A 25,694-nucleotide genomic window follows, 5' to 3' on the forward strand; every position below is an offset into this window, starting at 1 on the left:
TGAACGCAGTCCATCAGCTTCGGCCCAGTGCTCGTGCAAACGCAAATCGCAATCGAGCAATTTGTTCTACAGCTGCAGGCTTTTTGACAAATCCGTGCAGGGCGCTGCGTGCAAAAACGAACAGCAGCAAGAACATGGAAGTTGTCACCATGACCAACGTAGCAATCAAAGCCTTCTTGGGCTTGCTCTTGCGCTCTGGAGGCTCTGCATAGTCAACAATTTGATTAACAACATTCTCACGGGCCTCGTCAACTTTTGCTGACTCATACTGCCTGGCCAAAATATCGAAAAGTACCTCTTGATATTTTACATTACGGAGCAACCCAAGATAGTCGGCGTCAGAAGGGCCGGGGGCTCCGGTAGACTTATTTAGTTTCACCAATTGACCGCGCAGTGCCGCGAGTTCGGTTTGCCCCTGCTTGTATTCCGGTGCCGATTCCGACAGAAAGCCACGCATGGTAACGAGTTTAGTTTCCTGAACAGTAATTTGGGCTTGCAATTGAGCCACGGCAGACACAACGGCACCGGAGGATTTGAGCACCGAACTATTGATGCCGCTCGCCTTCAACGCCTGCTCTGCTTGAGTTAACTTTTCTTTGGTTTGGGTAAGCTGCGCTTCAAAGAATATCCGTCGGTGCTGAGCTTCAGTGATGGTCATGCGCTTCAGCAAATTGCCCATCTCTTCCACATAAGCATTGGCAAGTTGCGCTGCAACAACGGGATCTCCATCGTCCACCGCCACCGTAATGAAGCCATCTTTTCCAGCTTCAATTTTTGTTCTGCTTTCAAGTGCCTTACGAGCCTGCTCTTTGAGTCTCGCCTCGTAGCGCCCCATCAATTGGAAACGGACGATCAAGGCATCTTGAACCGAGTTGGATTTCAAAAAACCAATAAATTGGTCATTGGGGTTTTTGATACCGGCTGCAGAACCGGCCAAGCCACCGAGGGCACCTAGGCTCTTCAGCAGGACCGCCTCGCCGCTACTTTGCTGCTGCGGAGGCATGAACTTGGTGGTCGCGGTAAAGGTGGGGGGAATAGTGAAAGTGATGCCTAAGGCAAGCAGGCCGGCGGCCAACGGGCCCAACACCAGCAAGCGCAGGTTGTCGACGACTATTTGCAGCAAGTCGAGAAGGCTGGTGTCCGGACTGTCTTCATCGTGAAGGGTGCTTTCGGTCATGGTCTGGATGGTTTTTTCAGTCATGACTTCACAGCGATTTAATTGATTTGAGCGCCGCAACGCTTAAGCCAAAATTGGCAAGAATCTGCGTCCAGTCTTTGACGCCGCGAGTGATGACGCTATAAGTGCTTTCACGGTCAATCTTGCTTGGCACGACGACCGTATCGCCGGGCATGAGTTGCCGTGCCTCGAACCCGCCACCTAACAGACTGCTTTGATCGCGCCTAGCCATCACACTGCCGTCGGCTCGCAAAACAAAGGCTTGATCGAGATCGGCCTCTTCCGTCAAGCCTGCTGACTTCAAAACGTCCGCGACGGTTTTGCCCTGCTTGAACAAGAAAAGGTTTTCGTTGTGAACCGCACCAAAGGCCGAGACAAAACCAGGAACGGAGGGGATGTAAAAGGCGTCCCCGTCTTCGAGCGGCAGAGCCGGCAGCGCAGCCAAGCTCTTCGATTGGGTATCCAATTCAAGCGTCATTCGACCATTGCTCTTGAAGTCTTTGAGCCGCTCCACCTGGGCTTTCAATTGGAGCTGCTGCTGCTGCTGCTGCTGCTGCGCCAGCGCCAGACCCGCCGCGTCCGTCCCTCGATTGGCGACTAGACTGTTGGCCTGCGCTTGGCCTTGCGCCTCCAGACGTCGGATCAAGGTATCCAAACCAGCTTGCTGCTTGGCCCGTACCGATTCGCGACGGAACTCGGAGCCAAACAGATAGGCTTGCGGCGTCAAGCCGCCTATACGTTGAATCAAATCGGGCAAGGTTTCACCAGGGTTGGCTTGATAGACCCCAGGGGCAACTACTTCGCCTTCTAATCGCACCAAGCGTGCTTGCCGCTCTTGAGGTACTCGCAAATCGCTCTGATTCAAGACAGTGATCACATCCCCGACTTGCAGCGGCAGGTTATGTGCAGGGTCTTTTTGCAACACAGCCTTACCTAAATTGAATGGGATCAATGCCGTGGTCAAGGTGTTCTTGTCCATTCGCTCGATGACCGCGTAATCCCAGTTAATTTGGTCATCCGCAGCCCGGATCCGCTTGCTCAGATCAAGGCCTGCAGCCGAGGTCGCTCGCTCGTTTTGCACCAATAAATTCTTGCGCCGGAAATAGTCCCCGGTGATCAATGCTTCCCGGTCAGGAATCAAGTCGAGCACCCTCATGCCTTCAAACCAGTTGTATCGCAATGGGGCCGCCACAGCGCCTTGCAAGGTCACGGCATTGGCGAATGCGGGGCTGATGCCAAACAGGACCAACACATCACCATCCCGAAGGTTCTGGCGCAGCCCCGGCTCATTCAGCACGATCTCCTGGACCTGCCTTGGCGGATTGCTGTCGCGCACGATGCGCTCCAACAAGGCCTTGTTGACGGTCGCTAGTGTTGGCACGCCGCCGCCCAGCGACAAGATGTCGGCCACGGTTGTGGCCGAGGGCTTCAGCTCAAATATCGCGGCTTGATCAATCGCGCCTGTGACGGCAACGCGGGGCCCGACCGGCGGAATCACGATGACGTCACCCGACAGCAGAGCCAAGTCCTTGGACTTGTCGCCGCGCGCGATGAAGTCGTACAAGTCGATCGTGCTGATCGTCTTGCCATTGCGCTTGAGCGAGATGTTGCGCATCGAGCCGCCGGCCGTGGGGCCGCCGCTGACGAACAAGGCGTTGACCAAGGTGCTCAAGCTGGAGACATGGTAGCTGCCGGGTTGCAGCGCATGACCCACCACATAGATTTGAATACCGCGCAAACGCCCCAGTGTGGCGCTGGCATTGAAGTTGGCATACACCTTGGCCAAATGCCGACTGAGTGTCTTGTCAAGATCCCGCAGCATCACGCCGCCAAGTTGCACCACGCCGACTTTGGGCAAGTTGACTTGACCGTTGCGGTCAATCGTCAGATCGAGACTGAAGTCCACCGGACCCCAGACTTTGAGTTGAATTTCATCTCCGCTGCCCAAGACATAGCTGTCGGGGGCGGGTATTGCGCTATCCGCTGCGTAGGTTTGCGGCGATTCAAACAACTCGCGGCCAAAGATGGGCAGCAACTGTCCTGTGGACTCTTGCACAAATCGCTGAAACTGGCTCGGTTGAACTATGCGAGCCGGCAGCTTGCGGCGTCCTTCTTCAGCGCCGTCTTCGGCACGGTCGGAGTCCGCGCGCGCCCGTTCTTTCTTGGTTCGCACGCCAGCCCTGTCCGCCGTGTTTGTTTGTGGCGCCTCAATCGTCGCTTCTGACATGGGCCCAGTGCCTGGGCGCTGGCCCATATTGGCATTGACAGCCGCGTCTGCACCAAGGCCTAAGGCCGCACGGGACCTCGCACCGGCACCCGCCGGCACGCCCCCTAAGCTCGGATTGACACCTGCGGGTGCCGCCCCCAAAACGACGGGTGAGGCTGCCGCTGCTGAACCGCTCGTCTGCGCCTGCGAGGCCAGGCTGAACACAATGGGCAACGCAGCCAGAATTGCACGTACGCGAGATGACTTCAACATGGATATTTTTTGAAATTTACGGTTATGAATCTACTGCGCAGACTCCATGCGGCCCCGCAATACCGAGGGAATGCTCAAGCGAACCCTCATCTGCCCTGTTCACTTAAGTCGAATCAATGGGCATAACAGCTTAATAGGCGCGAAGTATAAGGTAGCAATTTCACCTATCCCGCATCAGTCTATGGCTCCATCAACAACGGATTCGGCTATGGCGACCTCAAGAGTTTCGAAACAAATCCTTCACGCCCCTTTGATCTGCTGATCCATCTTCGAATTTTTGCTGCGCAGCATCATTCGTCTCCTCGCTCAAGCCCATCTGCGCCGACACCGTCATCACGATCAAGCCCGTCTGCCTTGCCATCAAGACCAGCCCCTCCCGCTGCTCAGCCCCGAGCCCAGGCATGGCCAAGATGACATGGGTTGCGCCAGCCAGAATGTGCGGGAGGCACAAGTCGGGCAATTTCCCCTGCACCCTGACGCCAGCGATTCTCAACTCCTGCTTGGCCGGGTCGTCATCCAACAGAGCCAATACCGTCCAGCCATCGTGCCCATGAAGCGATGTCATCAGTCGCCTGGCGGCATAACCTGCACCAAGCACGATGGCGCGCCGCGGCTCATAGGATTCACCGCTCGTCCGGGCCCGCGCTTGCTCCCAAACCAAGCGATAGACCATGCGCGTGCCCGCGAGCGCAAAAATACAAAAGAAGGGGTGGAGCACCAGAACTGCCCGCCAAACCCCGACCAACTGGGCCAGCAAGATAGCGACTGCACTGATCAAGCCCGCAGCCAGGCTGGCCACAACGATTCTCCTGAAATCATCAAAGGCAAAGAATCGCCAAGGGCTGCGGGGCACGCCCGCAAACAGCATGCAAAGCAGGTAGACCACCACCACCCCGAAGGACACATAGTCGTCATACCAAGGGCGGCCGGGTTGCCAGCGCTCGAAACCCAAACGGAACAGGTAAGTGATATGCCAGCAGGCCAAGATCAGCAGGGCGTCAACCAAAACCGCCACGCGTCGATTGCTGGGCCGTAAGGCCGACATCGCCTGATCCAGCCAGGCCCACAGTTTGGGGTTGTTCATGAAATCGAAACTCCTCGGCATGGACAAGTTCGGTACAAAAACCGTGCGTAACGTTAAACCTATGACCCGCAAATCGGTGCTCAAACTTGGGGCGTCCACATAGCGCAACGCATATTGCAGCTTGATTGGCAATATCGTTTCAATGTATTCCCGCTCCGGATCACTTGTTTGCGCCAGCAAGTCACTTTCATCTCGGTATCGTACCGAGGCGAAGTCCGTGATGCCGGGCCTAACGCTGAGCAAGCGGTCGCGCCATTGCGGTGGGTAGTGCTCAACGTAGCGAGGCACCTCCGGCCTCGGCCCCACAAAGCTCATGGTGCCGCGCAGCACGTCGAACAACTGGGCCAACTCGTCAAGCTTGCTCCGTCGCAAAAAGGCACCCACGGTCGTGATGCGGGCATCGCCTGCCACCGTGAGTTGCAAACCAGCAGCGCTTGGGGCGGCAACCGTCATGGTTCTGAACTTGTAGATGTCAAACAGCTTGCCATAGCGCCCGACCCGCTGCTGCCGGAAAAATACCGGGCCGGGCGAATCTAGCTTGATGCTGAGGGCAATCAACACGAACAAGGGGGCGAGCAGCAAGAGCCCAACAATCGCCAAGCAAATATCGAAACAACGCTTCAACATGGCGTCACTGCGAAAAACCCAGAGCCCTTCGTATCGCCGCAGCCACCCGGTCGACATCGGCGACGGTCATCAAGGAATAGATTGGCAGGCTGACCATGCGTTCAAACGCATATTGGCTATGCGGGAACTGTTCCACGCGCAGCTGATAGCGGTCGCGCCAATAGGGGTGCAAATGTAGGGGAACGTAATGCACGCTGCACCCTATCCCCGCCTCATAGAGCTTCTGCACAAAAGCATCACGACCCAGGCCGGCGCTATCCTTGAGCTGGATGACAAACAAATGCCAGGAATGCATATCGCCTTCCGGAGCCTGCGGAGGCAAGACTACAGGCAGTTCGGCCAGAACTTCCAAATAGCGTTGGGCCAATTCGGCGCGCCTAGCTTGAAATGCCCGCACCCGACGCAGCTGATGAATCCCCATCGCCGCCGCAATATCGGTCAGGTTGTATTTAAAGCCCGGTGCCACGATCTCGTAATACCAGCTCGGCACCTTGGACGTAAAGCGGTCAAAGGCGTCACGACTCATACCGTGCAATCGCATCACCCGCGCGCGCTTGGCCAGCTCGGCATTGCGCGTCACCAGCATGCCGCCCTCGCCGGTGGTCATGGTCTTGTTGGCATAGAAGCTGAACACCGTCGCATCGCTGCCCATAGTGCCGATCAGCTCGCGCTCCAGCGTCGTCGGCAAAGCGTGGGCTGCGTCCTCCACCACGCGCAGGCCATGCTTGCGGGCGATGTCGAGGATGGCAATCATGTCCACCGCCAGGCCGGCGTAATGGACCGGGATGATGCATTTGGTGCGCGGCGTGATCGCGGCTTCAACCAGCTTCGGGTCGATATTGAGGGTGGCCGGGTCGATGTCGACCAAGACTACATCGGCGCCGAGGTAACGCACCACCTCGGCGGTGGCGGTGAAGGTGTGGGTGGTCGTGATGACTTCATCGCCGGGGCCGATGCCGCAGGCTTCCAGCGCCAGATGCAGGCCGGCCGTGGCTGAGTTGACGGCAATGCATTCGATTTGAGGTTCGCCGAGAAAGGCGGCGAAATCCTGCTCGAAACGCTTGGCCTTGGGCCCGGTGGTGACCCAGCCGGAGCGCAAGGTGTCGACCACCTCGTTGATTTCGTCCTCGCCGATTTCGGGCAGGGCAAAAGGTAAAAACGGCAAATCACTCATGGTTTTTCGATCACGGCCAGCACATGGGTGCGCAGCCAGGGAATGCTGTTGAACAGGGAATAAGCGCTTGGATGCAAGCGGCAGACGATGCGGGCCAAGGGCGGCGCGAGCGTGACGCGTTGCCATTTGATTCGAGCGCCCGGGAATAACTCCCGCACACGCCCCAGCGGCACGCCGCGCACATCCGGGTTACGCGGATTGTCGACGATGAAGTCATACCAAAGGATGGCGCCGCCCGGTTTGAGCCAGCGCCACATCGATCCCGCCAGGGCTGCTTGCACCTCGTCCGACAAAATCGACGAGAACACCGTCGATTGCAGCACAAGGTCTTGACTGCCGGGCGCAATGTCGGCGTCGGCGGCATTGCCCAGCGTCAGCGCAAGCGAGGCGGGCAGCAACTCGCGCGCTTGCGCATACCGCTCGGGCAAGAGCTCGATGCCGCTGAGATGGGTGGATAGGAAGCCGATGCGCAACATCTCCAGCAAATTGCCGCCGGCGCCACAGCCGACTTCGGTCAAGCGCCAGTCGGCGGGCCTGCCCGAGCGCTTGGCCAATAGCCGCAGCAGCGCGCGCTGGCGTTCATGCAGCATCTGCCAGACCTCCGAGCGCAGCAGGCTGTAGCGGTCGGCAATGGCGGCGCTAGAACGCCGGCCATAACGCTCGGCAATCGCGGCCAGTTCCTGCTGTTCTGGCTTCATTGACCGACAGCCTGAATAAACTTGGCCGCCAACACCGGATAGCTGTGATGCGCCAACACAAAGGCGCGCCCGCGCTGCCCCATCTCGGCGCGCGCTTGCGCACTCAAGGCCGCCAGCTGCAAGGCGCCCTGCGCCACCGCGGCCGCGTCCTCGGGCGCCACCGTCAGCCCCGCGCCGGCTTCGGCCACCGGGTCATTGCCGGCCTCGACCGAATGCAGCACCGGCCGCTCGGCCATCATGTAGTCCATCAACTTGTTCGGCGCGATGCCGAAGCGATAGATGGGCGTGCGCTGCCAGCCGATATAGGCAATATCAAACCGATTCAAGAGTGCCGGAATCTGACCCTTGGGAATCGGCTCGAACAGGCTCACCTGGCTCAAGCCCTCGCTGCGCACACGCTCCGCCAGCCTGGCCTTCTCATGCCCGCCGCCGACCATCACGATGGCGATCTTCTTGCCCTCGGGCGTGGCGGCCAACAACTTGGCCGCATCGAGCAACACATCCAGCGCGTTCGGCAGGCCATGCGAGCCAGCATAGCCCAGCACCACCCGCCCGCTGGCCCGCAACAGCGCCAGATGCGCCGCGAGATCGGCATTCAAGGCCTCCGTCGGGCCCGTCCACTCATCCAACGTGATGCCATTGGGCACGATATGCAGCTTGTTCAAGTCCAGCCCATGGGCGGCCATATGCTCGTGCACCTTGGGCAGCATCGAGACCACCGCATCGGCATCGCGGTAGGCATCGTTCTCGGCCTTTTGGCACAGCATGGCGAAGGGGTGCCTTGGCGACATGCCGCTCAATTCGATCGGAGACAAGGGCCACAGATCATGCACTTCGTAGACCAGCTTGGCCTTGGCCAGCTTGGCGATGCGACGGGCCGGCCAGATGTCCATCGGGTAGGTGCTGGAGGCAATCACCACATCGGGTTGGAAGTTCTCGGCCAGCGCCTCCGCATCGCGCCAGACCTGACGGCAAAACGACCAGATATTGCGCACACGCCCCAAGCCATTGCCGGCATAGGCAGGCGTGCCGTACCAGACATAGGAGACGCCATCAATCGTCTGCCCGCCGGCCTGCGGCTGCGTGCTTCGCACATGCGAATGCGAGGCCGCCAGGATCAGCACCTGATGGCCGGCGCGCCGCCATTCGCGCGCCATGTAGTAGGGGCGAAACTCCATGCCATGCTGCGGCGAGCCGGCGTAATGGTTGATCAGCAATATCTTCAATTCGGCATGTCCAGCTGTCTGAGTTTTTGCAAGAAGCGCTGCACGGCCGGCGCAAACAGACCATGCTGAGCGACCCAGGCACGATTGTTCGCCCCGGCGGCCTCGGCTTGCTCGGCCAGCGCCAAGACCCGCGCGGGAAGCATTTTGGGGAGATTGGCCAGGGTCAGGTCATCCACAATCAGTCCGCGCCCGGCGCCCTCGCACAGCAGTTCGTGATTGGCCGGCAGATCGGACAAGAGTGGCGCACAGGCATGGGCCATCGCCTCCAGCACCGACACCGACACCGAATCACTCTGCGGCAGGCTGATGTACCAACGGGCACGGGCGTAATGCAGAGCCTGAGCCTTGGTATCGAGGCGCCCGACGAATTGCACCCGTTCGGCCAAGCCCAGCTTGTGCGTGAGTACCTCCAGCTCGGCACGCAGCGAGCCATCATTGGCGACCACCAGGCTGGCCTCGGGGATCTGAGCGGCCAGCGCGGCAAAGGCCTCGATCACGAGTTGCGGCCGGTAGATCGGCTCCAGGCCGCGATTGGCGAAAAACAGCCAAGGCTGCTTGCGCACATTGGCCTTGGGCATCGCTTCCAGACCGAAGGGAAAAGTCATCACCTCGCCCGCGCCCAGCTCCTGCATGCGTGCGGTCATATGCTGCGAGTCCGAGGTGCAGAGCGCGCAGGCTCTGAGCACTTGGGTCGTTAGCCAGCGATAGGCAACACCCAGATTCGGCGTTACCAGAATATCGCTGCCCCAGGCCGAGCCAATGATGCGCGCGCGCAGGCGCCAGCCGCGCCGCGCCGCCCAGGCCAAAGTGCCATGCGAGGTCAGGTAATGGGCGTGCAAGAAGTCGGCATCGACGCGCTTGAGCCAGGCGCCCAGGCCGGGCAACTGCATGAACAAACCCAGATTGCCGCCGCCATGGTCGGGCTTGGTATTCATCGCATAGCGTCGCGCGGCCGGCACCAGCGCCTCAAACTCCGGCGTGAACCCCCGTGATGAAGCGGCCCACAACTCGAACCCCGGCGACTGCGCCAGCGCGCGCGCCCATTTGAGAAAATGCGGGCTTTCTCCGTCGCCGATCAGGACCAACTTCAAAGGCCTTGACGGATTCACAGCGGCAACTCCTTGGCCCAGGCTTCATAGTGAACGGCGAGCCAGGGGTGCGCCGCCAGCAGCAGGGCATCGGCGGCCCGCACATCGCCAATCTGCCGGGCCGGCTGACCCGCCATGATGGCAAAGTCAGGCACCTCGCCGCGCACCTGCGAGTAGGCGCTGATCACGACACCCTTGCCCAGCACCGCGCCGGCCTCGATCAGGCTGTGCGGCCCGACAAAACTATAGGCACCGATGCGGATGGGCGCCTTGACGAAGCCGGGCCGGTCGCCGACATGGGAGACATATTGACCCCCTAACAATCTGATCGAGCGGTGCGAGCTGTGAGTGACGATGCTGACGAAGTTGGTGATCTGCACCCCCTCATCGATCTGCAGACCGGCCGTGGCATCAATGAAGTTGAACTGGCCAATGAAGACATGATCGGCCAGGCTCAAGCCCCGTTCGCCCTCGATGCAGGTGCTCGGCGCGATACGGCTATGGGGCAAGGCGCGCCCATCCGCCGCCCGCTCGCCAAAGACGGTGCGAAGGCCGGTCGCCCAGAGCAGGCGGCGCCGCCAATGGTTAAGCCGGGACCGAAACATGTTCATCAGCACAAGGGAAGTCCTGCCAATGGGCCAAGGCCCAGAAGAAGTAAACAAAGTAGCCCAGCATAGCGGCCGACACGCCCCAGGCTGCACCGATCAAGCCACCAAGAGCCAGGCCGCCGGCGAGCCCCGCCACAAACAAGAGCTGCCCGGCCAAGGCCAGCCGCAGGCCCCAGGCCTGTGCGCCCCAAGCCATCATCGCCACCGACAGCGGCGAGGCCACAAAATGCAGCGCAATATAGGGTGACAAGGCCCGCGCCACTTCGCCCGCCTCTTGCCAGCGCTCGCCAAACAAGGCGGCAAAAGCCCATGGCCCCCAGACGAACAGCGCCAGCATCAAGGCCAGCCCGAGCAGCAAGAGCAAGCCCATGGTGCGCCGCACCAGCGCCAGCGCCTCGGCGCCATTCACCGCCGCGACCAGGCGCGGATACAAGACCTGCGACAAGGCGCCGCCGATCAGGCTGGCCGGGGCTTTCGAGTAACGCAGGGCCAAGGCCCAAAACCCGGCCGCCGCGTCACCCGTCCATGCGGCGATCAGCAACATCGCCAGGCTGTCTTGCATGGCGCCGGCAAAGGCATGCGGCGTGTTGAACAGCGGGAAGTCGCGGTGCTTGGCCGCCATCGCGGCCATGGCCGAGCGCGGTATGCGCCACAGGCCCGCCCAGCCCCCCTGCGGTGCCGGCCTGGCCAGCAGCGCCGCGGCAGCCAAACCCGCCAGCACCGGCCCCAGCAGCAGCCCCAGGGCGCCCAGGCCGGCCAGGCCGAACAGCAATTGCAACAGCGCAGCGCCGCCATATTGCAAGACGCGTGACAGCGCCAGCCATTGAAAGCGCCGGGCGCTTGTGGCCCACATCGTCAGCCATTGCGTCGCGGCAGCGCTCCCCACCACCAGCGGCATCAGCCAAACCAGGGCCAGGTCTTGCCACGCCCACCAGATCAAGCCGAACACCGCCGATGCCGCCGTGACCGCCAACAACAAGCGGGCACATAGCGCCATCAGCACCGCCGCCCGAGCCGCATCGGTCTCCATCGGCAGCGCGAATTCGTAACGAGCACAGGCCACCACGGCCACATTGCTGGCCAAGGCCCATAGAAAAGAGAACTGGCCGAATTCGGTCGGCGAGTAGATGCGCGTCAACCAGGGCCCCAGCAGCAAGGGCAATAGTTGCGCCAGCGCACCGCCGGCCAGCAGGGTCAGCGTCGCCCGCAGCAGGCCCCGGCTCATGGCGGGCTCATGGCAGGCTTGGCTCAAACCTGCAAAGCGCGAACCAGCTCGGCAAGCACCTTGGCCTGCTGCGCCTCGCTCAGGTCGGGGCTCATGGGCAAGCTCATCACGCGCTGCGCGGCGCGCTCGGCATTCGGGAAGCTCTTGCCCCGCCCATATTGCACATAGGCCGGCTGCTGGTGCAGCGGCTTCGGATAATGGATCGCGGTCGGGATGCCGGCGGCATTGAGCGCTTGTTGCACGGCTTCGCGACTTTCAACCTGCAAGGTGAACTGGGCCCAGACGCAATCTCGGTCCGCGCGCAGGCCCAGCAGCTGCACAGGCAAGCCCTGCATGAGCGCTTGGTAGCGCGCTCCCAGCGCCAGCCGCCGCTCGATTTCCCACTCGAAACGCTCCAGCTTGGCCAGCACGATCGCGCATTGCAGCGTGTCCATACGGCCGCCCACCCCCAAGCGGGTATGGGTGTAGCGCTGGCTCTGGCCATGCACGCGGATTTCGCGGGCGGCCTGCGCGAGCGCATCGTCATCGGTGAACAGTGCGCCGCCATCGCCATAGCAGCCCAAGGGCTTGCTGGGGAAAAAGCTGGTGGCGCCGAAGGTGCTGAGAGCACAACTCTTGCGGCCCTTGTATGTCGCCCCGAAACTCTGCGCGGCGTCCTCGATCACGGGCAAATTGCCGCGACGGGCCGCAATCGCGTTGATCTCATCCATATCGCAGACCTGCCCGTACAGGCTGACCGGCATGATGGCGCGTGTTTTTGCCGTTATGGCCGCCTCGATCAGGCCCGTATCGATATTGCAGGTATCGGGCTCGATGTCGACAAACACCGGCACGCCGCCCAGCAAGACAATGACTTCGGCGGTGGCGGCAAAGGTGAAGGGCGTGGTGATGACCTCGTCCCCCGGCTTCAAATCGAGCGCCATCAAGGCGATCAACAGCGCCTCGGTGCCGCTGGACACGGTGATGCAATGCTTGGCGCTGGTATAGGCGGCCAGCGCCGATTCCAACTCCTTGACCTCGGGCCCCATGATGTATTGGCCATGATCGAGCACCGCCTGTATGCGCGCATCGATACGCGGCTTGAGGGCCGCGTACTGCGACTTCAGGTCGATAAAGGGCAATGCGCTCAAGACAGGTTTCCTTCTTCGACGAGGCGACAGACCTCGCCCTGGAGTTCATAACGGTCGCCGGTATGCGGGCATTGGGCGAAGCCCCTGGCGTCGAAAGACAACTTCTCGCCGAAACGGCTCATCCAGCCGATGCGCTTGGCCGGCACACCGACCACCAGCGCGAAATCAGGCAGATCCTTTTGCACCACCGCGCCGGCGCCAACGAAGGCATAACGACCAATCTCGTGACCACAGACGATGGTGCAGTTGGCACCCAGCGTCGCGCCCTGTTTCACCAAGGTGCGGCGGTATTCGTTCTTGCGCGCCACGGCCGCGCGCGGGTTGTAGACATTGGTGAACACCATGCTGGGGCCGCAAAAAACATCGTCCTCCAGCGTCACCGCGTCATAGACCGAGACATTGTTCTGCACACGCACGTTGTTGCCAATCAACACGTCGTTGCCGACATAGACGCCCTGCCCCAGCGCGCAGCGCTCGCCAATGCGCGCACCGGCGCTGATATGGGCGAAATGCCAGACCTTTGTGCCTTCGCCGAGTTGAGCGCCCGCGTCGACGATGGCTGATTCATGCTGCCAATAGCTCATCATCAGAACACCAAGGGTAGGCCGACGCGCTGGCCGTCGCGAGCGCTGCGATAGGCGGCGATCAGAATCTCCAGCGAGCGCAGACCCTCATAACCGTCCACCTGTGCGTTGGCCTCGCCGCGCAGCGTCTTGATGACGTTATCGTAGTAAAGCGGATGGCCAAAGCCATAGACGCTGGTGGATTCGTAGTTAGCGCTCAGCACCAAAGCATCTTCGGGCCGCTCGTCGGCGAATTGCCAATGCTCGATCTTGTTGACCGCCGTGCCGCCGATCTTGACCGTGCCTTTTTCGCCCAGGATGGTGATCGAGCCTTCCAGGTTCTGCGGATAGGTCAGCATCGTCACATTGATCGAGGCCAGGCCGCCGTGGCGCAGGCGCACGCTCATCACGCCGGTATCCTCGGCCTCGATGTCGCGGTCCAGCGTGGCGGTATAGGCATGCACGCTGTCGACCGGGCCAATTAACCAGTCGAGCAGATCGACATAGTGGCTGGCCTGATTCATGAAGGCGCCGCCGTCCAGATCCCAGCGGCCGCGCCAGGGCGAGGCGTCGTAATAGGACTGCGGCCTGGTCCAGAACACATTGACGGTGCTCAGGAAAATGCGCCCGAAGCGGCCTTGCTGGATCGCCTCGCGCACCTTTTGCACCGTCGCGTTGAGCCGATTTTGCTTGACCACGAAGAGCTTCACACCGGCGTCGCGGCAGGCCTGCACCATCGCAATGCCTTCGTCGAGCTTGGTCGCCATCGGCTTTTCGCTCAGCACATGGCGGCCGCTAGCGGCCACCAGCTGCGCTTGCTGTGGGTGCAGGCCGCTGGGTGTGGCGAGCACAACGATGTCGGCATCGCTGCCCGCCAGCAGCGCCTCCAGCGAGGGGAAACCCGCCGCGCCGCTCAAAGCCACCGCTGCCGCCAAGGCCTCGGCTTTGGTGTCGCAGACCGCCACCAACTCGGCATCGGCGCCATGTGCTTTGATCGCTTCGATATGGTTTTTCGAAATACGCCCACAGCCCACCAAGGCGAAACGGATAGCGCGATCGACGATGGGCAAACTGGGGCTCATGGCAGGCCAAAAAGAGAGAAGCGCCAGATTCTACGGGGGGCAAGCCAGCGGCCCGTCTAAAATCGCGGCAAATTCAATCAGTTGACGCCCTCCAGATGACCCAGCACACCCCCGCCGCCCCGCACCACAGTCCCGTCGCCATCGACGAGAACCAACTCATCACCGAGCGCCGCGAGAAGCTCGCCGCGCTGCGTGCCGTCAATCCGGTCCCCTTTCCGAACGACTTCAAACCCCAGCACCGCGCGCTGCCCTTGAGCCAGCGCTATGGCAATCTGGAGAACGAAGAGCTGGAACCGCAAGCCGTGGCGGTGTCGGTCGCGGGCCGTTTGATGCTCAAGCGGGTGATGGGCAAGGCGAGTTTTGGAACGCTGCAAGACGCCACCGGCCGCCTGCAGCTCTTCATCACCAAGGACGGCATCGGCGAAGAAAACTACGCCGCCTTCAAGCATCTGGATCTGGGCGACATCCTCGGCGCCGAGGGCACGCTGTTCCGCACCAAGACCGGCGAGTTGTCGGTGCGCGTGACCAATCTGCGCCTGCTGACCAAGAGCTTGCGGCCGCTGCCGGACAAGTTCCACGGCATGGTCGACCAGGAGCAAAAGTACCGCCAGCGCTATGTCGACCTGATCACCGACGAAGCCGCACGCGCCCGCTTTGTGGCCCGCTCCAAGGCGGTGTCCTCGATCCGCAGCTATATGGTCGAGCATGACTTCCTGGAAGTCGAGACGCCGATGCTGCACCCGATCCCCGGTGGCGCCAACGCCAAGCCCTTCATCACGCATCACAACGCGCTCGATCAGGAAATGTTCCTGCGCATCGCGCCCGAGCTGTATCTGAAGCGATTGCTGGTCGGTGGCTTCGAGCGCGTGTTCGAGATCAACCGCAACTTCCGTAACGAAGGCATCTCGGTTCGGCATAACCCCGAATTCACGATGATGGAGTTTTACGCGGCCTACTGGACCCACCATGAGCTGATGGACTTCACCGAAGAGGTCTTGCGCCACGCTGCCCGCGCGGCCACCGGCTCGGCGGCTATTCACTATGCCGGCAAGCCGGTTGATCTGGACAAGCCTTTTGCCCGCCTGTCGGTGCGCAACTCGCTGGTTGAGCATGCCGGCTTGACGCCGGACGAAGCCGATAACGCGCTGGTTCTGCGCGAGCGCCTGGCCGCCTTGGGCGAAGCCGCGCCCAAGCACTGGAATCTGCCCGAGCTGCAATTCGGCATGTTCGAGGCGGTGGTGGAAGAAAAGCTCTGGCACCCGACCTTCATCATCGACTACCCCGTCGAGGTGTCGCCGCTGGCGCGCGCCTCGGACGCCAACCCCAAGATCACCGACCGCTTCGAGCTCTTCATCACCGGCCGCGAATACGCGAACGGCTTCTCCGAGCTCAACGACGCCGAGGACCAGGCGGCGCGCTTCCATGCGCAGGTCTCGAACAAGGATGCCGGCGACGAAGAGGCGATGTTCTTCGATGCCGACTTCATCCGCGCGCTGGAATACGGCATGCCACCGGCCGGCGGCTGCGGCATCGGCATCGACCGGCTGATGATGTTGATCACCGACAGCCCATCGATCCGCGATGTGATTCTGTTCCCGGCGCTGCGCCGAGAAGCGTAAACAAAGCGAAGGCGGCCCGATTTTTCGATGGCCGCTTTTTTTGTTCAGCTCTGCGTAAACCCCGGCTTGCGCTTGTTGATGAAGGCGTCCATGCCCTCGCGCTGATCATCGGTACCGAATAGCGCATGGAAGTAGCGCCTCTCGACCGCCACGCCGTCCTTCAACGGCCCTTGGTAGGCCAGGTTAACGAGTTCCTTGATCAGCATCACCGAGGGTCCGCTGAAGCCATTGATGGTCTCGGCGGCAGTCAGCGCTTCTTCCATCAACTTCTCGGCCGGCACCACACGCGACACCAGGCCTGCCGTCGAGGCCTCGGCCGCGTCCATCATGCGGGCGGTCAAAAGCATGTCCATCGCCCGGCTCTTGCCCACCGCGCGCGGCAGGCGCTGCGTGCCTCCGGCGCCAGGGATGATGCCCAGCTTGATCTCGGGCTGGCCGAACTTGGCCGTGTCGGCGGCGATGATGAAGTCACACATCATCGCCAGCTCACAACCGCCGCCGAGCGCAAAGCCCGCCACCGCCGCGATCACCGGCTTGCGGATCAGCAGAATGGTTTCCCAGTTCTTCGAGATCAGGCCGCTTTTGAAAGCGCTGATGAAGGTGTGCGGCGCCATCGTCGGGATGTCCGCGCCGGCCGCGAAGGCGCGCTCGGAGCCGGTCAAGACGATGCAACCGATGCTGTCATCGGCGTCAAAGGCCAGCAAGGCTTGGCCCATTTCATCCATCAATTGGTCATTCAGCGCGTTCAGCTGCTTGGGCCGGTTCAGCGTGATCAAGCCGGTCTTGCGTTCGCCGTCGCCGCGTACTTCGGCAATGATGCATTCGTAGCTCATTGGAGTTCTCCTGTGAATTGCTTGGCCGCCACTATAGAGCCAGCGGCCTCAGGGTGCGGCCTGCCTGGGCGCTGAGTTCAACATCAGATCGATAAAGGTCTGCTCGTCTTGCCGAATGCGCAGCCGCACGGGCAGGTATTGCAGCGAAGGCGCTATCCAGACCTCGGCGGTCAAGTCGCCACCTCCGGCCGCCTTCGAGGGCTTCAAATGCCAGGTCGCCAGCGGGCCCATCGGCGTTTGCAGCTCCTCTTCGCCCAGCACCTCGTAGCGCCACAGGTATTGACGCTTGGGCAATACCAGCGGGATGTCGATCACATGGCCCGCCTTCAGCGGCTCACGGCCGGTCAAGAACAGCCAGGTCAGCTGCACGAATTGGCTGGACGCATCCTGCACGCCGGCCGGCACCGGCTCTCGGTTGCCATTGGGCATGGTCACGCTGTCACCGTGAAACAGCAGCGTCGAACGCCGCCTCTGGGCAAACATCACCCGTGTGTCTTCGTCATAGCGCAGCGGGTTGACGCCGGCCGGCGTCAGCCGCCCGTCGCTGCTCATGCGGCGTGAAATCAGCGGGGCGAAACTGGGACCTATCGCCACATCCAGATGCATCTGGTAGTGCTGACCTTGCCGTATCCACTCGACTTGCGCGTTACCGTGCACCTCGCCACGGTAATTGCCGCTCAAGCGGTAGCGCAGCAGGGTGGAGAGCGGCCATTCCGGGCCGGGCTCCGCCTCTTCAGAGGCAGGTTCGCTGGCGGCCAAGGCGGGCGGCTTGGGCTCGCTACCCTCGCCTGGCTGCGGGCCAGGTTCCGGCGCCGAAGCGGCGGGCTCCGGCGTGGTTGGCTCGGCATCGCTGGCGGCCTCGGGCGGTTCCGGCACAGGCGACTCTGGCGAAGGCATTGGCTGCGGCGCTGCAGGCTGAAGCTTGGGCCTGGATTTGGGTTTGGCGGTCGGCGCAGCCGGGCGAATAGCAGGCACGGCCGCCTTCAACTCCCGGACATAGGCCACCACCAAGCGTTTGGGCATAGGCGCAACGGCCTCGTCCCAACTCAGGCGCAGCCTATGAACAGCCTCACCCAGCCATAGGTGCGCCAGCAGCACCGGCAGCAGCAACAAGGCAAGCCACCACGCTCGTCTTCTTGCCGTGGTCGCAGGCTTTACCGTCAGCCGCCCAGCCATGCCTTGCGCAGACTAGCGGCGCGCACCGGCGCCTTCTCGGCGAGACTGAACAACACCGGCTCGCAACTGTCGGCATTGGTGGACGAAGCCAGCCCGGACGCCGGCAACTGCGTCGCCAAGGTCAATAGGCGCTGATCGCGCGAAACCAGGAAACTCAACTCCATCGTGCCCGACAGGGTCAGCGCGGCATCCTCAAGGCGACGGATACGCCAGCCATTGCAGCCCAAGATTTCATCCCCGGCACACAAGCCACCGGCCAACGCAGCCGAACCGACAAGCACCTGCTTGACGGACAGGCTGGCACCGGCGCCCGCCCCCGACTCGTTCACACGCAGGCCCAGGCGTTGCGCGAGCGTCGACTTGTCGCTGCGCAGCTGCACCGCGATTCGCTCGAACAAGGCCGGCAGCGGCAGATCGTCGGTGCCATGCACCCATTGCTCGAACCGTTCGGCCAAGGCGCTGCCCCCCAGCTCGGTGATCACGGCCAATATGTCCGCTTCGCCAATGGCGCCACATGCGCCGGTAGTCAAACCCGCATGACTGCGCTGCCAAAGCGCGCGCATCAACTCATCAAGACTGCTTGGTGCCGTGTCGGCGCTGCGCAAGCTCAAGTCCAACGCCAGCGCCACCAAGGCACCCTTGCCGTAATAGCTGATCGTGCTGTTGGGTGAGTTTTCATCCGGCCGGTAATACTTGATCCAGGTGTCGAAGCTGGACTGAGCCAGGCTCTGCACCTTGCGTCCCGGCGTGGCCAACACCCCGTTGAAGTTGGCGGCCAGCAGTTTCAGATAGCGCGCCTCGTCGATCAGACCGCAGCGCACCAGCATCAGTTCGTCGTAATAGGACGTAAAGCCCTCAAAGAACCACAACAGCTCGGTGTAGTTCTCCTGCGCATAGTCCAGCTCGGCAAAAGTATTCGGCTTGAGGCGTTTCACATTCCAGCTGTGAAAATACTCGTGGCTGATCAAGCCCAGCAAGCGCACATAGCCATCACTGACTTCCGTTTGACCGACACGCGGCAAGTCACGCCGAGGCGCAATCAATGCGGTGCTGGCCCGATGTTCGAGGCCTCCGTAAGCGTCTTCAACCGCGTTCAAAAAGAAGGTGTAACTGCCAAAAGGCAAGGGGCTGTGACGCTTGGCCTCAGGCCCATGCCAGAAGGCCAATTGCGCCTCGCAAATGCGCTGCGAGTCGACCAGCAAACGTTCGGCATCAAAGGCCGGCAAGGCCCCGCTAACGACCAGCTTGTGGGCGACTCCGCCGGCCTGAAATTGACCCTGCCAGAACCGCCCCAGCTCGAAGGGATGATCCACCAGTTCGTCGTAATCTGCGGCTTGATAGCGACCGTCGGGCGTCTGCGTCATCGCGGTGGCGACCTGCCAGCCCTCGGGCAGGGGGCCGAACGCGATCGCATGGCTTTCATGCTCACAGCCATGCACCTTCAGACACAGGCCGGTGCCATTGAAGAAGCCACGGTCGGCATCCAAAAACGCTGCGCGCACAGAGCTGTCAAAGGCGTAGACCCGATAGCTCAACAGCAAGGGTTCCGCTGCGTTGCAGCGAAGCTGCCAATTGGCCTTGTCCAGCTGTTCAAGCGCAAGCGGCTGGCCGGCCTGAGTCACCGTGAGCCCGCTCAGGTGGCGGGCAAACTCACGCACAAGGTAGCTGCCGGGGATCCATGCCGGCAGGCTGACCCGCTGCAAGTCTGCGGGTGCGGCAATTGTCAATGTGACCTTGAAGACATGGGTCTTGGGGTCGGCAAGCTCGATCAGATAGTGAATGCTTGTCATCGCGAATCTCAGCTCCCGGCCGCAGCCAAAAAGCAGCACAGGGCCGCCACCGAGCTGAGCCGAAAGCGCAGCGTCAACCAGGCCGCCGCACCCAAAGCCGGGTAGTGGCGCCTATCCACCAGATAACACAGCACCAGCATCACACCATGCAGAACAAAGCCCGAGGACGGCGGCATCAGCACCGCCACGATGGCCACCAGCGAAGGCACAACCCCCCAGACAAAGGGCTGTGCTTGTGGCGCCGACTGCCGAAAAGCCAGCCCCCAGTGGATGCCACCCAAGAAGGAGATCGTCACCGCCGCGAAAGCCGACATCGCCTGGGTGACATGGAAATAGGCCTCCGGGCTGTAGCCGCCCAAGAGCCAGACCAAGGCAGCCCCCAGCGCAAAGGGGACCAGCCCGAGATAGGCAAGCTTGACGGCCATCGGGTTGAGTGGCAGCGGTGCAAGAGTGTTAGCGGCGACGGGCATGCTGCGAGTTCCGGAGCTGAAAATAGTGAGGCCAAAGCCCCAAGTCGAGGTGCTGCCGGCTGAAAAAACGTCGGCTGAAAGTACGCATCAGAGCTCGGCCCCGCCGAGTTTCGGCCTTAGGACTTGCCGATGCTCTGCAGGCGCTTTTCCAATTGTTCGGCGCTCAAGGCACCAGGCGCACGGCTGCCGTCTTCAAAGATGATCGCCGGCGTACCGCTGACATGACTGCGCTTGGACAAAGCGAGATTGCGTTCGATCGCGCCGTCATCACAGGCGCCCACAGGCTTGGCCGGCGCCTTGCCGTCCAGCATCCAGGCGCGCCAAGTGGCTGTGGAGTCCTTGGCGCACCAGACCGCGCGCGCCTTCTCTGGTGAGTCGCCACCCAGAATCGGAATCATGAAGGTGTAGACGGTCAAGTCTTTGACGTCTTGCAAAGAGCGTTCGAAGCGCTTGCAATAGCCGCAGTTCGGGTCGGAGAAAATCGCGATGCGGCGCTTGCCGTCGCCGGTTTTCCATACCACCGCGTCTTTGAAAGGCAGGTTGGCAAAGTCGACCGTTTGCAGCTTGGTGACGCGCTCCTCGGTCAGGTTTTTGCGGGTGCGCAGATCGATCAACTCACCTTCGATCAAATAACTGCCGGTCGCATCGGTGTAGCGAATTTCGTTGCCGATGCGGATCTCCCACAGCCCGGGCATCGGGCTGGGCCTGACTTCCTCGACCTTGGGCAGGCCGGCCAAGCGCTCGGCCAGGCTTTTGCGAATCACCGCCTCATTCGCCTGCGCCAACAGGGGCAAGGCCAGCAGTAGAGCACCAGCAACTGTCATCGATGTCAACTTCTTCATAGGTTCAGAACCAAGCAAAAATATCAAAGACCCAAGGCTCGCGTCGTCAGCCAACGCTTCAAGGGGGGAACAGAGTTCAGTGCGCTCAAGCCCTTGTTGCGCAACTCACGCACAGGCATCGCCTCACTGGCAAAAACTTTCAAAAGCACATCGGTCAACTCGCCCATGGCCCAATTGGGCGCCATCCTTGCACGCGCGAAGCGGCGCAAGAGGCGCTCATCGCCGGCCGAGCGCCAGGCTTCTTTGGCGGCCAGCACCCCAACCAAGGCGGCCACATCGGCCAAGCCCAGATTAAGGCCTTGACCCGCCAAGGGATGCACCAAATGGGCCGCGTCACCCAAGAGCACCCAACCCGGCCCTTGCACGGGCTCGGCCCGCGCCAAGGCGAGCGGCCAAGCCGAACGCCCACTTGCCAGACTCAGCGAACCAGCCTCGCCACCACTGGCGGCGTTGAGCGCCGCTTCAAACTCGGCCACGGGCGCTGCCAGCAGATCAAGCGCTTGCTGCTCGGGCAAAGACCACACCAAACCATACGACGCACCGGCATTGGGCGCATCGATCGGCAGCAATGCCAGCACATCCGGCGACCTGAACCATTGGCGGGCGACGCCTTGATGGGCGCGATCGGTGACCAAGCGCGCAGCAATCGCGCGCTGGCCATAAGCATGGGACTCGAAACGCACGCCCAATTCGGCACGCTGCAACGAGTCGCGACCCTCACACAGCGCCGTCAAATCGGCCAGCACCGGCGTGTCAACGATTTGCACATGGGGAGAAAAACGCAAGGCCGTGGCGAGTTGCTGCTCCAGCGCGCCGGCGTCGACGATAAAAGCCAACTCGGACACGCCCTGCTGCCAGGCTGAAAATTCCAGCAAGGCGCCGGCTTGATCACCGCTGACCTTGATGTCGTAGACCGGGCTGATGGCATCGGCGGGCAATGAATCCCAAACCTTGAGTTCGCGCAACAAGCGTACCGAGGCTGCGTTCAAGGCATAGCTGCGCACATCTTCGCGCTGGGCAGGGCTGACGTCGGCGCTGCCCAGCAAGGCGACGCGCATACCCTGCGCCCCCAGGGCCAGCGCCAAGCTGCGCCCGACACATCCCGAACCACGAACCAAGACCTCATATCTATGCATCCGGCCATTGTAGGCAAGCCGCCGATGGCCTCCAGATCGGGACTTTGCGCAGGAGCGACTAAAATCCCGCCTTTGCGTCTCCCGCACCACACCCAGAAAGCCTTCCATGAGCCTCAAATGCGGCATCGTGGGCCTGCCCAACGTTGGCAAGTCCACCCTTTTCAATGCGCTGACCAAGGCCGGCATCGCCGCCGAGAACTACCCCTTCTGCACGATTGAGCCGAATGTGGGCGTGGTCGAGTTGCCCGACAAGCGCCTCGCCGCCCTGGCCGAGATCGTCCACCCCGAGCGCGTGCTGCCCGCCGTGGTCGAGTTTGTGGACATCGCCGGCCTGGTGGCCGGCGCCTCCAAGGGTGAAGGCCTGGGCAACAAATTCCTCTCCCACATCCGCGAGACCGACGCCATCGTCAACGTGGTGCGCTGTTTTGAAGACGGCAATGTGATTCACGTCAGCGGCAAGGTCGATCCGATCTCCGACATCGAGGTGATTCAAACCGAACTCTGCCTGGCCGATATGGGCACGGTCGAGAAAAGCTTGCACCGCTACAACAAGGTGGCGCGGGCCGGCGACAAGGACGCCATTGCCTTGGTCAAGGTCTTGGAGAAATGCGAAGCCGCGCTGAACGAAGCCAAACCGGTGCGCGGCATTGACTTCAGCAAGGAAGAGCTGGTGCTGCTCAAGCCGCTATGCCTGATCACGGCCAAGCCTGCGATGTTTGTCGCCAACGTGGCCGAAGACGGTTTCGAGAACAACCCCTTCCTGGATCGCCTGACCGAATACGCGACGGCCCAGAGCGCTCCGGTGGTGGCGATTTGCGCCAAGACCGAGGCCGAGTTGTCCGAAATGTCGGATGAGGACCGGGCCATGTTCCTGGCCGAAATGGGCCAGGATGAGCCGGGCCTGAACCGCTTGATTCGCGCCGGCTACAACCTCCTGGGCCTGCAGACCTACTTCACCGCCGGCGTCAAGGAAGTGCGCGCCTGGACCATCCACAAGGGCGATACCGGCCCGCAGGCCGCCGGTGTGATTCACACCGATTTCGAGCGCGGCTATATCCGTGCCCAGACCATTGCCTATGAAGACTTCATCACCTACAAGGGTGAACAAGGTGCCAAGGACGCCGGCAAGATGCGCGCCGAAGGCAAGGAATATGTGGTCAAGGATGGCGACGTGTTGAACTTCTTGTTCAGCTCCTGATTCCACGCCCCGGTCACCGGGGCTTTTTTTTGCGCATTACCCGAAAGAGACGCCATACCGGGCCTGATTCAATGACTGGATCGCCCGGATCGGCGCAAAATGGATTTCGGCACAATTTCAATCTCTAGGCCTTCCCGCAACGCTTTGCTAGCCCGTCCAATCCATGAGCACTACCGCACTGGTTTCATCTTCCGGCTCCAACGCCACTTACTCGTCGGATCAGGCGCGGCCGGGATCAAAACAATTCCTGACCTTTCATGTGAGCACCGAGGAATACGGGCTGGACATCCTCCGGGTGCAAGAGATTCGCTCCTATGAGCCACCGACGCGGGTCGCCAATGCGCCCAATTTCGTCAAGGGGGTGGTCAATTTGCGCGGGGTAATCGTGCCCATCGTTGACCTGCGATTGCGCCTGGGTCAAAGCGGCGAATACAACGCCTTCACCGTGGTGATCGTCTTGAACGTTTGCCAGCGCGTGGTGGGCATTGTGGTGGATGCGGTGTCTGACGTGCTGGAGCTCAACAGCGACCAGATCAAGGCCAGGCCAGAGGTGGCTGCGGCCCTTGATGCGCGCTTCATCACCGGGCTTGGAAAGATCGGCGAACGCATGCTGATCCTGCTCGATATCGAAGCCATGGTGGCCAGCCCCGACTTCGGCTTGATGGATTGAAGATCCGCTAAATTTCCGAAAAGTTAGTAAGCACCCTCGCTGCAGCCCCGCTTTTACGTGGGGATATTTTAGAAACCCCGAACTTTTGGCACTCCTCTTGAGGGAGTGCTAACATTGTATTTGTCGACCTGAAAAGGTTTGCTTTGCGAAAGAAGATGACGATGTCTACCCCCTCTGCTTTGACGGTACGTGACCCTTGGTCGCTGGTGCCCTCTTTGGGCAATCTGGATGCTTACATCTCCGCCATCAACCGCCTGCCCCTGCTGACCGCCGAAGAAGAAGGCGCAGCCGCTCGGCGCCTGCGCGACAGCGGCGACGTGGAGGCTGCCGGGAAATTGGTGCTATCCCATTTGCGCTTGGTGGTCTCGATTTCGCGCCAGTACATGGGCTACGGCCTGCCGCAAGGTGATTTGATCCAAGAAGGCAATGTTGGCCTGATGAAAGCGGTCAAGCGTTATGACCCGGATCAGGGCGTTCGCCTGGTCAGCTATGCGATGCACTGGATCAAGGCCGAAATTCACGAATATGTGTTGCGCAACTGGCGCATGGTGAAGGTCGCCACCACCAAGGCCCAGCGCAAACTGTTCTTCAATCTGCGCTCGATGAAGCACAGCATGAAGGAAGACCAGTCGGACGATATGAGCCACCGCAACAGCTTGACCGAAGCGCAACTGGATCACGTAGCGACAACGCTCAACGTGAAGCGCGAAGAAGTGCTGGAGATGGAAACCCGGATGTCGGGTGGCGATGTCGCGCTAGAGCCGCAGACCGACGATCATGGCGATGGCGGCGAAAGCTATGCACCCATCGCCTATCTGGCCGACGAAAGCCAGGAACCAACTCGGGTGCTGGAAACACAGGCCCGCAATTCCTTGGCCAGCGACGGCATTAACCAGGCGCTGGAGGCGCTGGATGAGCGCAGTCGGCGCATCGTGCAGGAGCGCTGGTTGAACGTCAATGACGACAATAGCGGCGGCATGACCTTGCACGAACTGGCGGCCGAATATGGCGTCAGCGCGGAGCGAATTCGCCAGATCGAGGTGGCTGCAATGAAGAAAATGCGCAAGGCCCTGACGCCGGCCTGATTTGCATCTGACCACTTTGAAAAAAGCCCCAGAGCTTCGCAGCCTGGGGCTTCTTTGTTTTGGTGCAGCAGGCTGGGGCTGGCCTTAACTCTTCTCCGCCAACAGCAGCTTGATGTCGTTGGCCAAGGCCGGCGCGCCCGAGCCATAGCGTGAGAACACCCGCACCCGGCCCTGACCGTCGAAGATGAAACTGGCGGCCGTATGGTCCATGGTGTAGCTCTCGGGCGTCTTGCCCGCCACCTTGGCAAAGTAAATCTTGAACTCCTTGGCCACCGCCTTGGTCTGCTCGTCGCTGCCACGCAAGGCGACGAAACTGGGGTCAAAGCTGGCCACATAGGCCTTGAGCAAAGGCGCGGTATCGCGCTCCGGATCGACCGTCACGAAGATCCCTTGCACCCGCTCGCCGTCGGCGCCCAATGATCGTTTGACCTCGGCCAATTCGGCCAGGGTTGTCGGACAGACATCGGGGCATTGCGTGTAACCGAAGAACACCACGGGTATCTTGCCCTTGAATTCGGCCAGGCTGCGGCTGCGGCCGTCTTGGTCGGTCAAATTGAGGCTGCGAGCGTATTCGGCACCGGTCAGATCAACACCCTGGAACGCGGTCTTGGCCGTGCCACCCAATCCGAGTTGATCGCAGGCCGTCAAAGTCATGCCAAGACCCAACAAGGCTGCCAAAGCGATCGAGCGCTTCAATCCAGGTAGATTTTTCAT

The 25,694-nt window shown here is 61.4% G+C and carries 23 protein-coding genes; 4 read left to right on the forward strand and 19 right to left on the reverse strand.

The window, feature by feature from the left end; genetic code table 11:
- Positions 1-13 precede the first annotated feature (13 nt).
- The 12 genes from LNV07_RS09205 to LNV07_RS09260 form a co-directional block, all read right to left on the reverse strand.
- The gene (locus tag LNV07_RS09205) at positions 14-1,201 is read right to left on the reverse strand and encodes a GNVR domain-containing protein (RefSeq protein WP_263570875.1); all 1,188 of its coding nucleotides are present in this window, start codon (positions 1,199-1,201) and stop codon (positions 14-16) included.
- Positions 1,202-1,205: 4 nt separating this feature from the next.
- Entirely contained in the window at positions 1,206-3,350 is a 2,145-nt protein-coding gene (locus LNV07_RS09210; RefSeq protein WP_263570876.1) for a polysaccharide biosynthesis/export family protein, read from the reverse strand.
- Positions 3,351-3,873: 523 nt separating this feature from the next.
- Complete coding sequence (locus tag LNV07_RS25435) at positions 3,874-5,367, reverse strand: sugar transferase (RefSeq protein WP_318013706.1); 1,494 nt, start codon at positions 5,365-5,367, stop codon at positions 3,874-3,876.
- Between the two features lie 4 nt (positions 5,368-5,371).
- A complete protein-coding gene (locus LNV07_RS09220) occupies positions 5,372-6,541 on the reverse strand; it encodes a DegT/DnrJ/EryC1/StrS family aminotransferase (RefSeq protein ID WP_263570877.1) in 1,170 nt (389 codons plus the stop codon).
- Complete coding sequence (locus tag LNV07_RS09225; protein ID WP_263570878.1) at positions 6,538-7,239, reverse strand: class I SAM-dependent methyltransferase; 702 nt, start codon at positions 7,237-7,239, stop codon at positions 6,538-6,540. Before LNV07_RS09225 ends, LNV07_RS09220 begins: the two co-directional genes overlap by 4 nt.
- Complete coding sequence (locus LNV07_RS09230) at positions 7,236-8,465, reverse strand: glycosyltransferase family 4 protein (RefSeq protein ID WP_263570879.1); 1,230 nt, start codon at positions 8,463-8,465, stop codon at positions 7,236-7,238. The genes LNV07_RS09225 and LNV07_RS09230 overlap by 4 nt, the downstream gene beginning before the upstream one ends.
- A complete protein-coding gene (locus tag LNV07_RS09235) occupies positions 8,462-9,574 on the reverse strand; it encodes a glycosyltransferase (RefSeq protein WP_263570880.1) in 1,113 nt (370 codons plus the stop codon). Before LNV07_RS09235 ends, LNV07_RS09230 begins: the two co-directional genes overlap by 4 nt.
- Entirely contained in the window at positions 9,571-10,158 is a 588-nt protein-coding gene (locus tag LNV07_RS09240; protein ID WP_263570881.1) for an acyltransferase, read from the reverse strand. The genes LNV07_RS09235 and LNV07_RS09240 overlap by 4 nt, the downstream gene beginning before the upstream one ends.
- Positions 10,139-11,386: a lipopolysaccharide biosynthesis protein gene (locus tag LNV07_RS09245; protein ID WP_263570882.1), complete on the reverse strand. Its 1,248-nt coding sequence runs from the start codon at positions 11,384-11,386 to the stop codon at positions 10,139-10,141. The genes LNV07_RS09240 and LNV07_RS09245 overlap by 20 nt, the downstream gene beginning before the upstream one ends.
- Positions 11,387-11,409: 23 nt before the next feature.
- Positions 11,410-12,507, reverse strand: coding sequence for a DegT/DnrJ/EryC1/StrS family aminotransferase (locus LNV07_RS09250; protein ID WP_263571261.1), 1,098 nt, complete (start codon positions 12,505-12,507; stop codon positions 11,410-11,412).
- Positions 12,508-12,512: 5 nt separating this feature from the next.
- Positions 12,513-13,100, reverse strand: a complete 588-nt coding sequence (locus LNV07_RS09255) for an acyltransferase (RefSeq protein WP_263571262.1) — start codon at positions 13,098-13,100, stop codon at positions 12,513-12,515.
- Between the two features lie 2 nt (positions 13,101-13,102).
- A complete protein-coding gene (locus LNV07_RS09260; RefSeq protein ID WP_263570883.1) occupies positions 13,103-14,161 on the reverse strand; it encodes a Gfo/Idh/MocA family protein in 1,059 nt (352 codons plus the stop codon).
- 95 nt (positions 14,162-14,256) lie between these two features.
- On the opposite strand from LNV07_RS09260, the gene lysS reads away from it, so the two are divergent.
- Positions 14,257-15,780, forward strand: coding sequence for a lysine--tRNA ligase (lysS, locus tag LNV07_RS09265; protein ID WP_263570884.1), 1,524 nt, complete (start codon positions 14,257-14,259; stop codon positions 15,778-15,780).
- Positions 15,781-15,824: 44 nt separating this feature from the next.
- On the opposite strand, the gene LNV07_RS09270 is transcribed toward lysS, so the two are convergent.
- The 6 genes from LNV07_RS09270 to LNV07_RS09295 all read right to left on the reverse strand — a co-directional run bounded on the left by LNV07_RS09270 (position 15,825) and on the right by LNV07_RS09295 (position 22,027).
- Positions 15,825-16,613 carry an enoyl-CoA hydratase gene (locus LNV07_RS09270; protein ID WP_263570885.1) on the reverse strand — a complete coding sequence of 263 codons (789 nt, stop codon included), beginning with the start codon at positions 16,611-16,613 and terminating at the stop codon, positions 15,825-15,827.
- Positions 16,614-16,661: 48 nt separating this feature from the next.
- Entirely contained in the window at positions 16,662-17,726 is a 1,065-nt protein-coding gene (locus LNV07_RS09275) for a DUF3108 domain-containing protein (protein WP_263570886.1), read from the reverse strand.
- A gap of 47 nt (positions 17,727-17,773) precedes the next feature.
- Positions 17,774-19,579, reverse strand: coding sequence for a M61 family metallopeptidase (locus tag LNV07_RS09280; protein WP_263570887.1), 1,806 nt, complete (start codon positions 19,577-19,579; stop codon positions 17,774-17,776).
- 8 nt (positions 19,580-19,587) lie between these two features.
- The gene (locus LNV07_RS09285; protein WP_263570888.1) at positions 19,588-20,049 is read right to left on the reverse strand and encodes a DUF3429 domain-containing protein; all 462 of its coding nucleotides are present in this window, start codon (positions 20,047-20,049) and stop codon (positions 19,588-19,590) included.
- Positions 20,050-20,165: 116 nt separating this feature from the next.
- The gene (locus LNV07_RS09290; protein ID WP_397545541.1) at positions 20,166-20,873 is read right to left on the reverse strand and encodes a DsbC family protein; all 708 of its coding nucleotides are present in this window, start codon (positions 20,871-20,873) and stop codon (positions 20,166-20,168) included.
- Between the two features lie 41 nt (positions 20,874-20,914).
- Entirely contained in the window at positions 20,915-22,027 is a 1,113-nt protein-coding gene (locus LNV07_RS09295) for an FAD-dependent monooxygenase (protein ID WP_263570890.1), read from the reverse strand.
- A gap of 106 nt (positions 22,028-22,133) precedes the next feature.
- On the opposite strand from LNV07_RS09295, the gene ychF reads away from it, so the two are divergent.
- The 3 genes from ychF to rpoH all read left to right on the forward strand — a co-directional run bounded on the left by ychF (position 22,134) and on the right by rpoH (position 24,980).
- The gene (ychF, locus tag LNV07_RS09300; protein ID WP_263570891.1) at positions 22,134-23,225 is read left to right on the forward strand and encodes a redox-regulated ATPase YchF; all 1,092 of its coding nucleotides are present in this window, start codon (positions 22,134-22,136) and stop codon (positions 23,223-23,225) included.
- Between the two features lie 163 nt (positions 23,226-23,388).
- Positions 23,389-23,895 (forward strand): chemotaxis protein CheW, encoded by a 507-nt coding sequence (locus LNV07_RS09305; protein WP_263570892.1) that lies wholly within the window; start codon positions 23,389-23,391, stop codon positions 23,893-23,895.
- Between the two features lie 155 nt (positions 23,896-24,050).
- The gene (gene rpoH, locus LNV07_RS09310) at positions 24,051-24,980 is read left to right on the forward strand and encodes an RNA polymerase sigma factor RpoH (protein ID WP_263570893.1); all 930 of its coding nucleotides are present in this window, start codon (positions 24,051-24,053) and stop codon (positions 24,978-24,980) included.
- Positions 24,981-25,064: 84 nt separating this feature from the next.
- On the opposite strand, the gene LNV07_RS09315 is transcribed toward rpoH, so the two are convergent.
- Positions 25,065-25,694, reverse strand: a complete 630-nt coding sequence (locus tag LNV07_RS09315; protein ID WP_397545542.1) for an SCO family protein — start codon at positions 25,692-25,694, stop codon at positions 25,065-25,067.

This window comes from Roseateles oligotrophus (assembly GCF_025717515.1).
Taxonomy (GTDB): domain Bacteria; phylum Pseudomonadota; class Gammaproteobacteria; order Burkholderiales; family Burkholderiaceae_C; genus Paucibacter_A; species Paucibacter_A oligotrophus.

Bases quoted from the DNA above. Each gene is read 5' to 3' on its own strand.
- lysS (WP_263570884.1), top strand. From the start codon at position 14,257: ATGACCCAGCACACCCCCGCCGCCCCGCACCACAGTCCCGTCGCCATC.
- LNV07_RS09245 (WP_263570882.1), bottom strand. From the start codon at position 11,386: ATGAGCCGGGGCCTGCTGCGGGCGACGCTGACCCTGCTGGCCGGCGGT.
- LNV07_RS09225 (WP_263570878.1), bottom strand. From the start codon at position 7,239: ATGAAGCCAGAACAGCAGGAACTGGCCGCGATTGCCGAGCGTTATGGC.
- LNV07_RS09280 (WP_263570887.1), bottom strand. From the start codon at position 19,579: ATGACAAGCATTCACTATCTGATCGAGCTTGCCGACCCCAAGACCCAT.
- LNV07_RS09220 (WP_263570877.1), bottom strand. From the start codon at position 6,541: ATGAGTGATTTGCCGTTTTTACCTTTTGCCCTGCCCGAAATCGGCGAG.
- LNV07_RS09270 (WP_263570885.1), bottom strand. From the start codon at position 16,613: ATGAGCTACGAATGCATCATTGCCGAAGTACGCGGCGACGGCGAACGC.
- LNV07_RS09285 (WP_263570888.1), bottom strand. From the start codon at position 20,049: ATGCCCGTCGCCGCTAACACTCTTGCACCGCTGCCACTCAACCCGATG.
- rpoH (WP_263570893.1), top strand. From the start codon at position 24,051: ATGACGATGTCTACCCCCTCTGCTTTGACGGTACGTGACCCTTGGTCG.
- LNV07_RS09290 (WP_397545541.1), bottom strand. From the start codon at position 20,873: ATGACAGTTGCTGGTGCTCTACTGCTGGCCTTGCCCCTGTTGGCGCAG.
- LNV07_RS25435 (WP_318013706.1), bottom strand. From the start codon at position 5,367: ATGTTGAAGCGTTGTTTCGATATTTGCTTGGCGATTGTTGGGCTCTTG.
- LNV07_RS09305 (WP_263570892.1), top strand. From the start codon at position 23,389: ATGAGCACTACCGCACTGGTTTCATCTTCCGGCTCCAACGCCACTTAC.
- LNV07_RS09315 (WP_397545542.1), bottom strand. From the start codon at position 25,694: ATGAAAAATCTACCTGGATTGAAGCGCTCGATCGCTTTGGCAGCCTTG.
- LNV07_RS09295 (WP_263570890.1), bottom strand. From the start codon at position 22,027: ATGCATAGATATGAGGTCTTGGTTCGTGGTTCGGGATGTGTCGGGCGC.
- LNV07_RS09255 (WP_263571262.1), bottom strand. From the start codon at position 13,100: ATGAGCTATTGGCAGCATGAATCAGCCATCGTCGACGCGGGCGCTCAA.
- LNV07_RS09205 (WP_263570875.1), bottom strand. From the start codon at position 1,201: ATGACTGAAAAAACCATCCAGACCATGACCGAAAGCACCCTTCACGAT.
- ychF (WP_263570891.1), top strand. From the start codon at position 22,134: ATGAGCCTCAAATGCGGCATCGTGGGCCTGCCCAACGTTGGCAAGTCC.
- LNV07_RS09240 (WP_263570881.1), bottom strand. From the start codon at position 10,158: ATGTTTCGGTCCCGGCTTAACCATTGGCGGCGCCGCCTGCTCTGGGCG.
- LNV07_RS09260 (WP_263570883.1), bottom strand. From the start codon at position 14,161: ATGAGCCCCAGTTTGCCCATCGTCGATCGCGCTATCCGTTTCGCCTTG.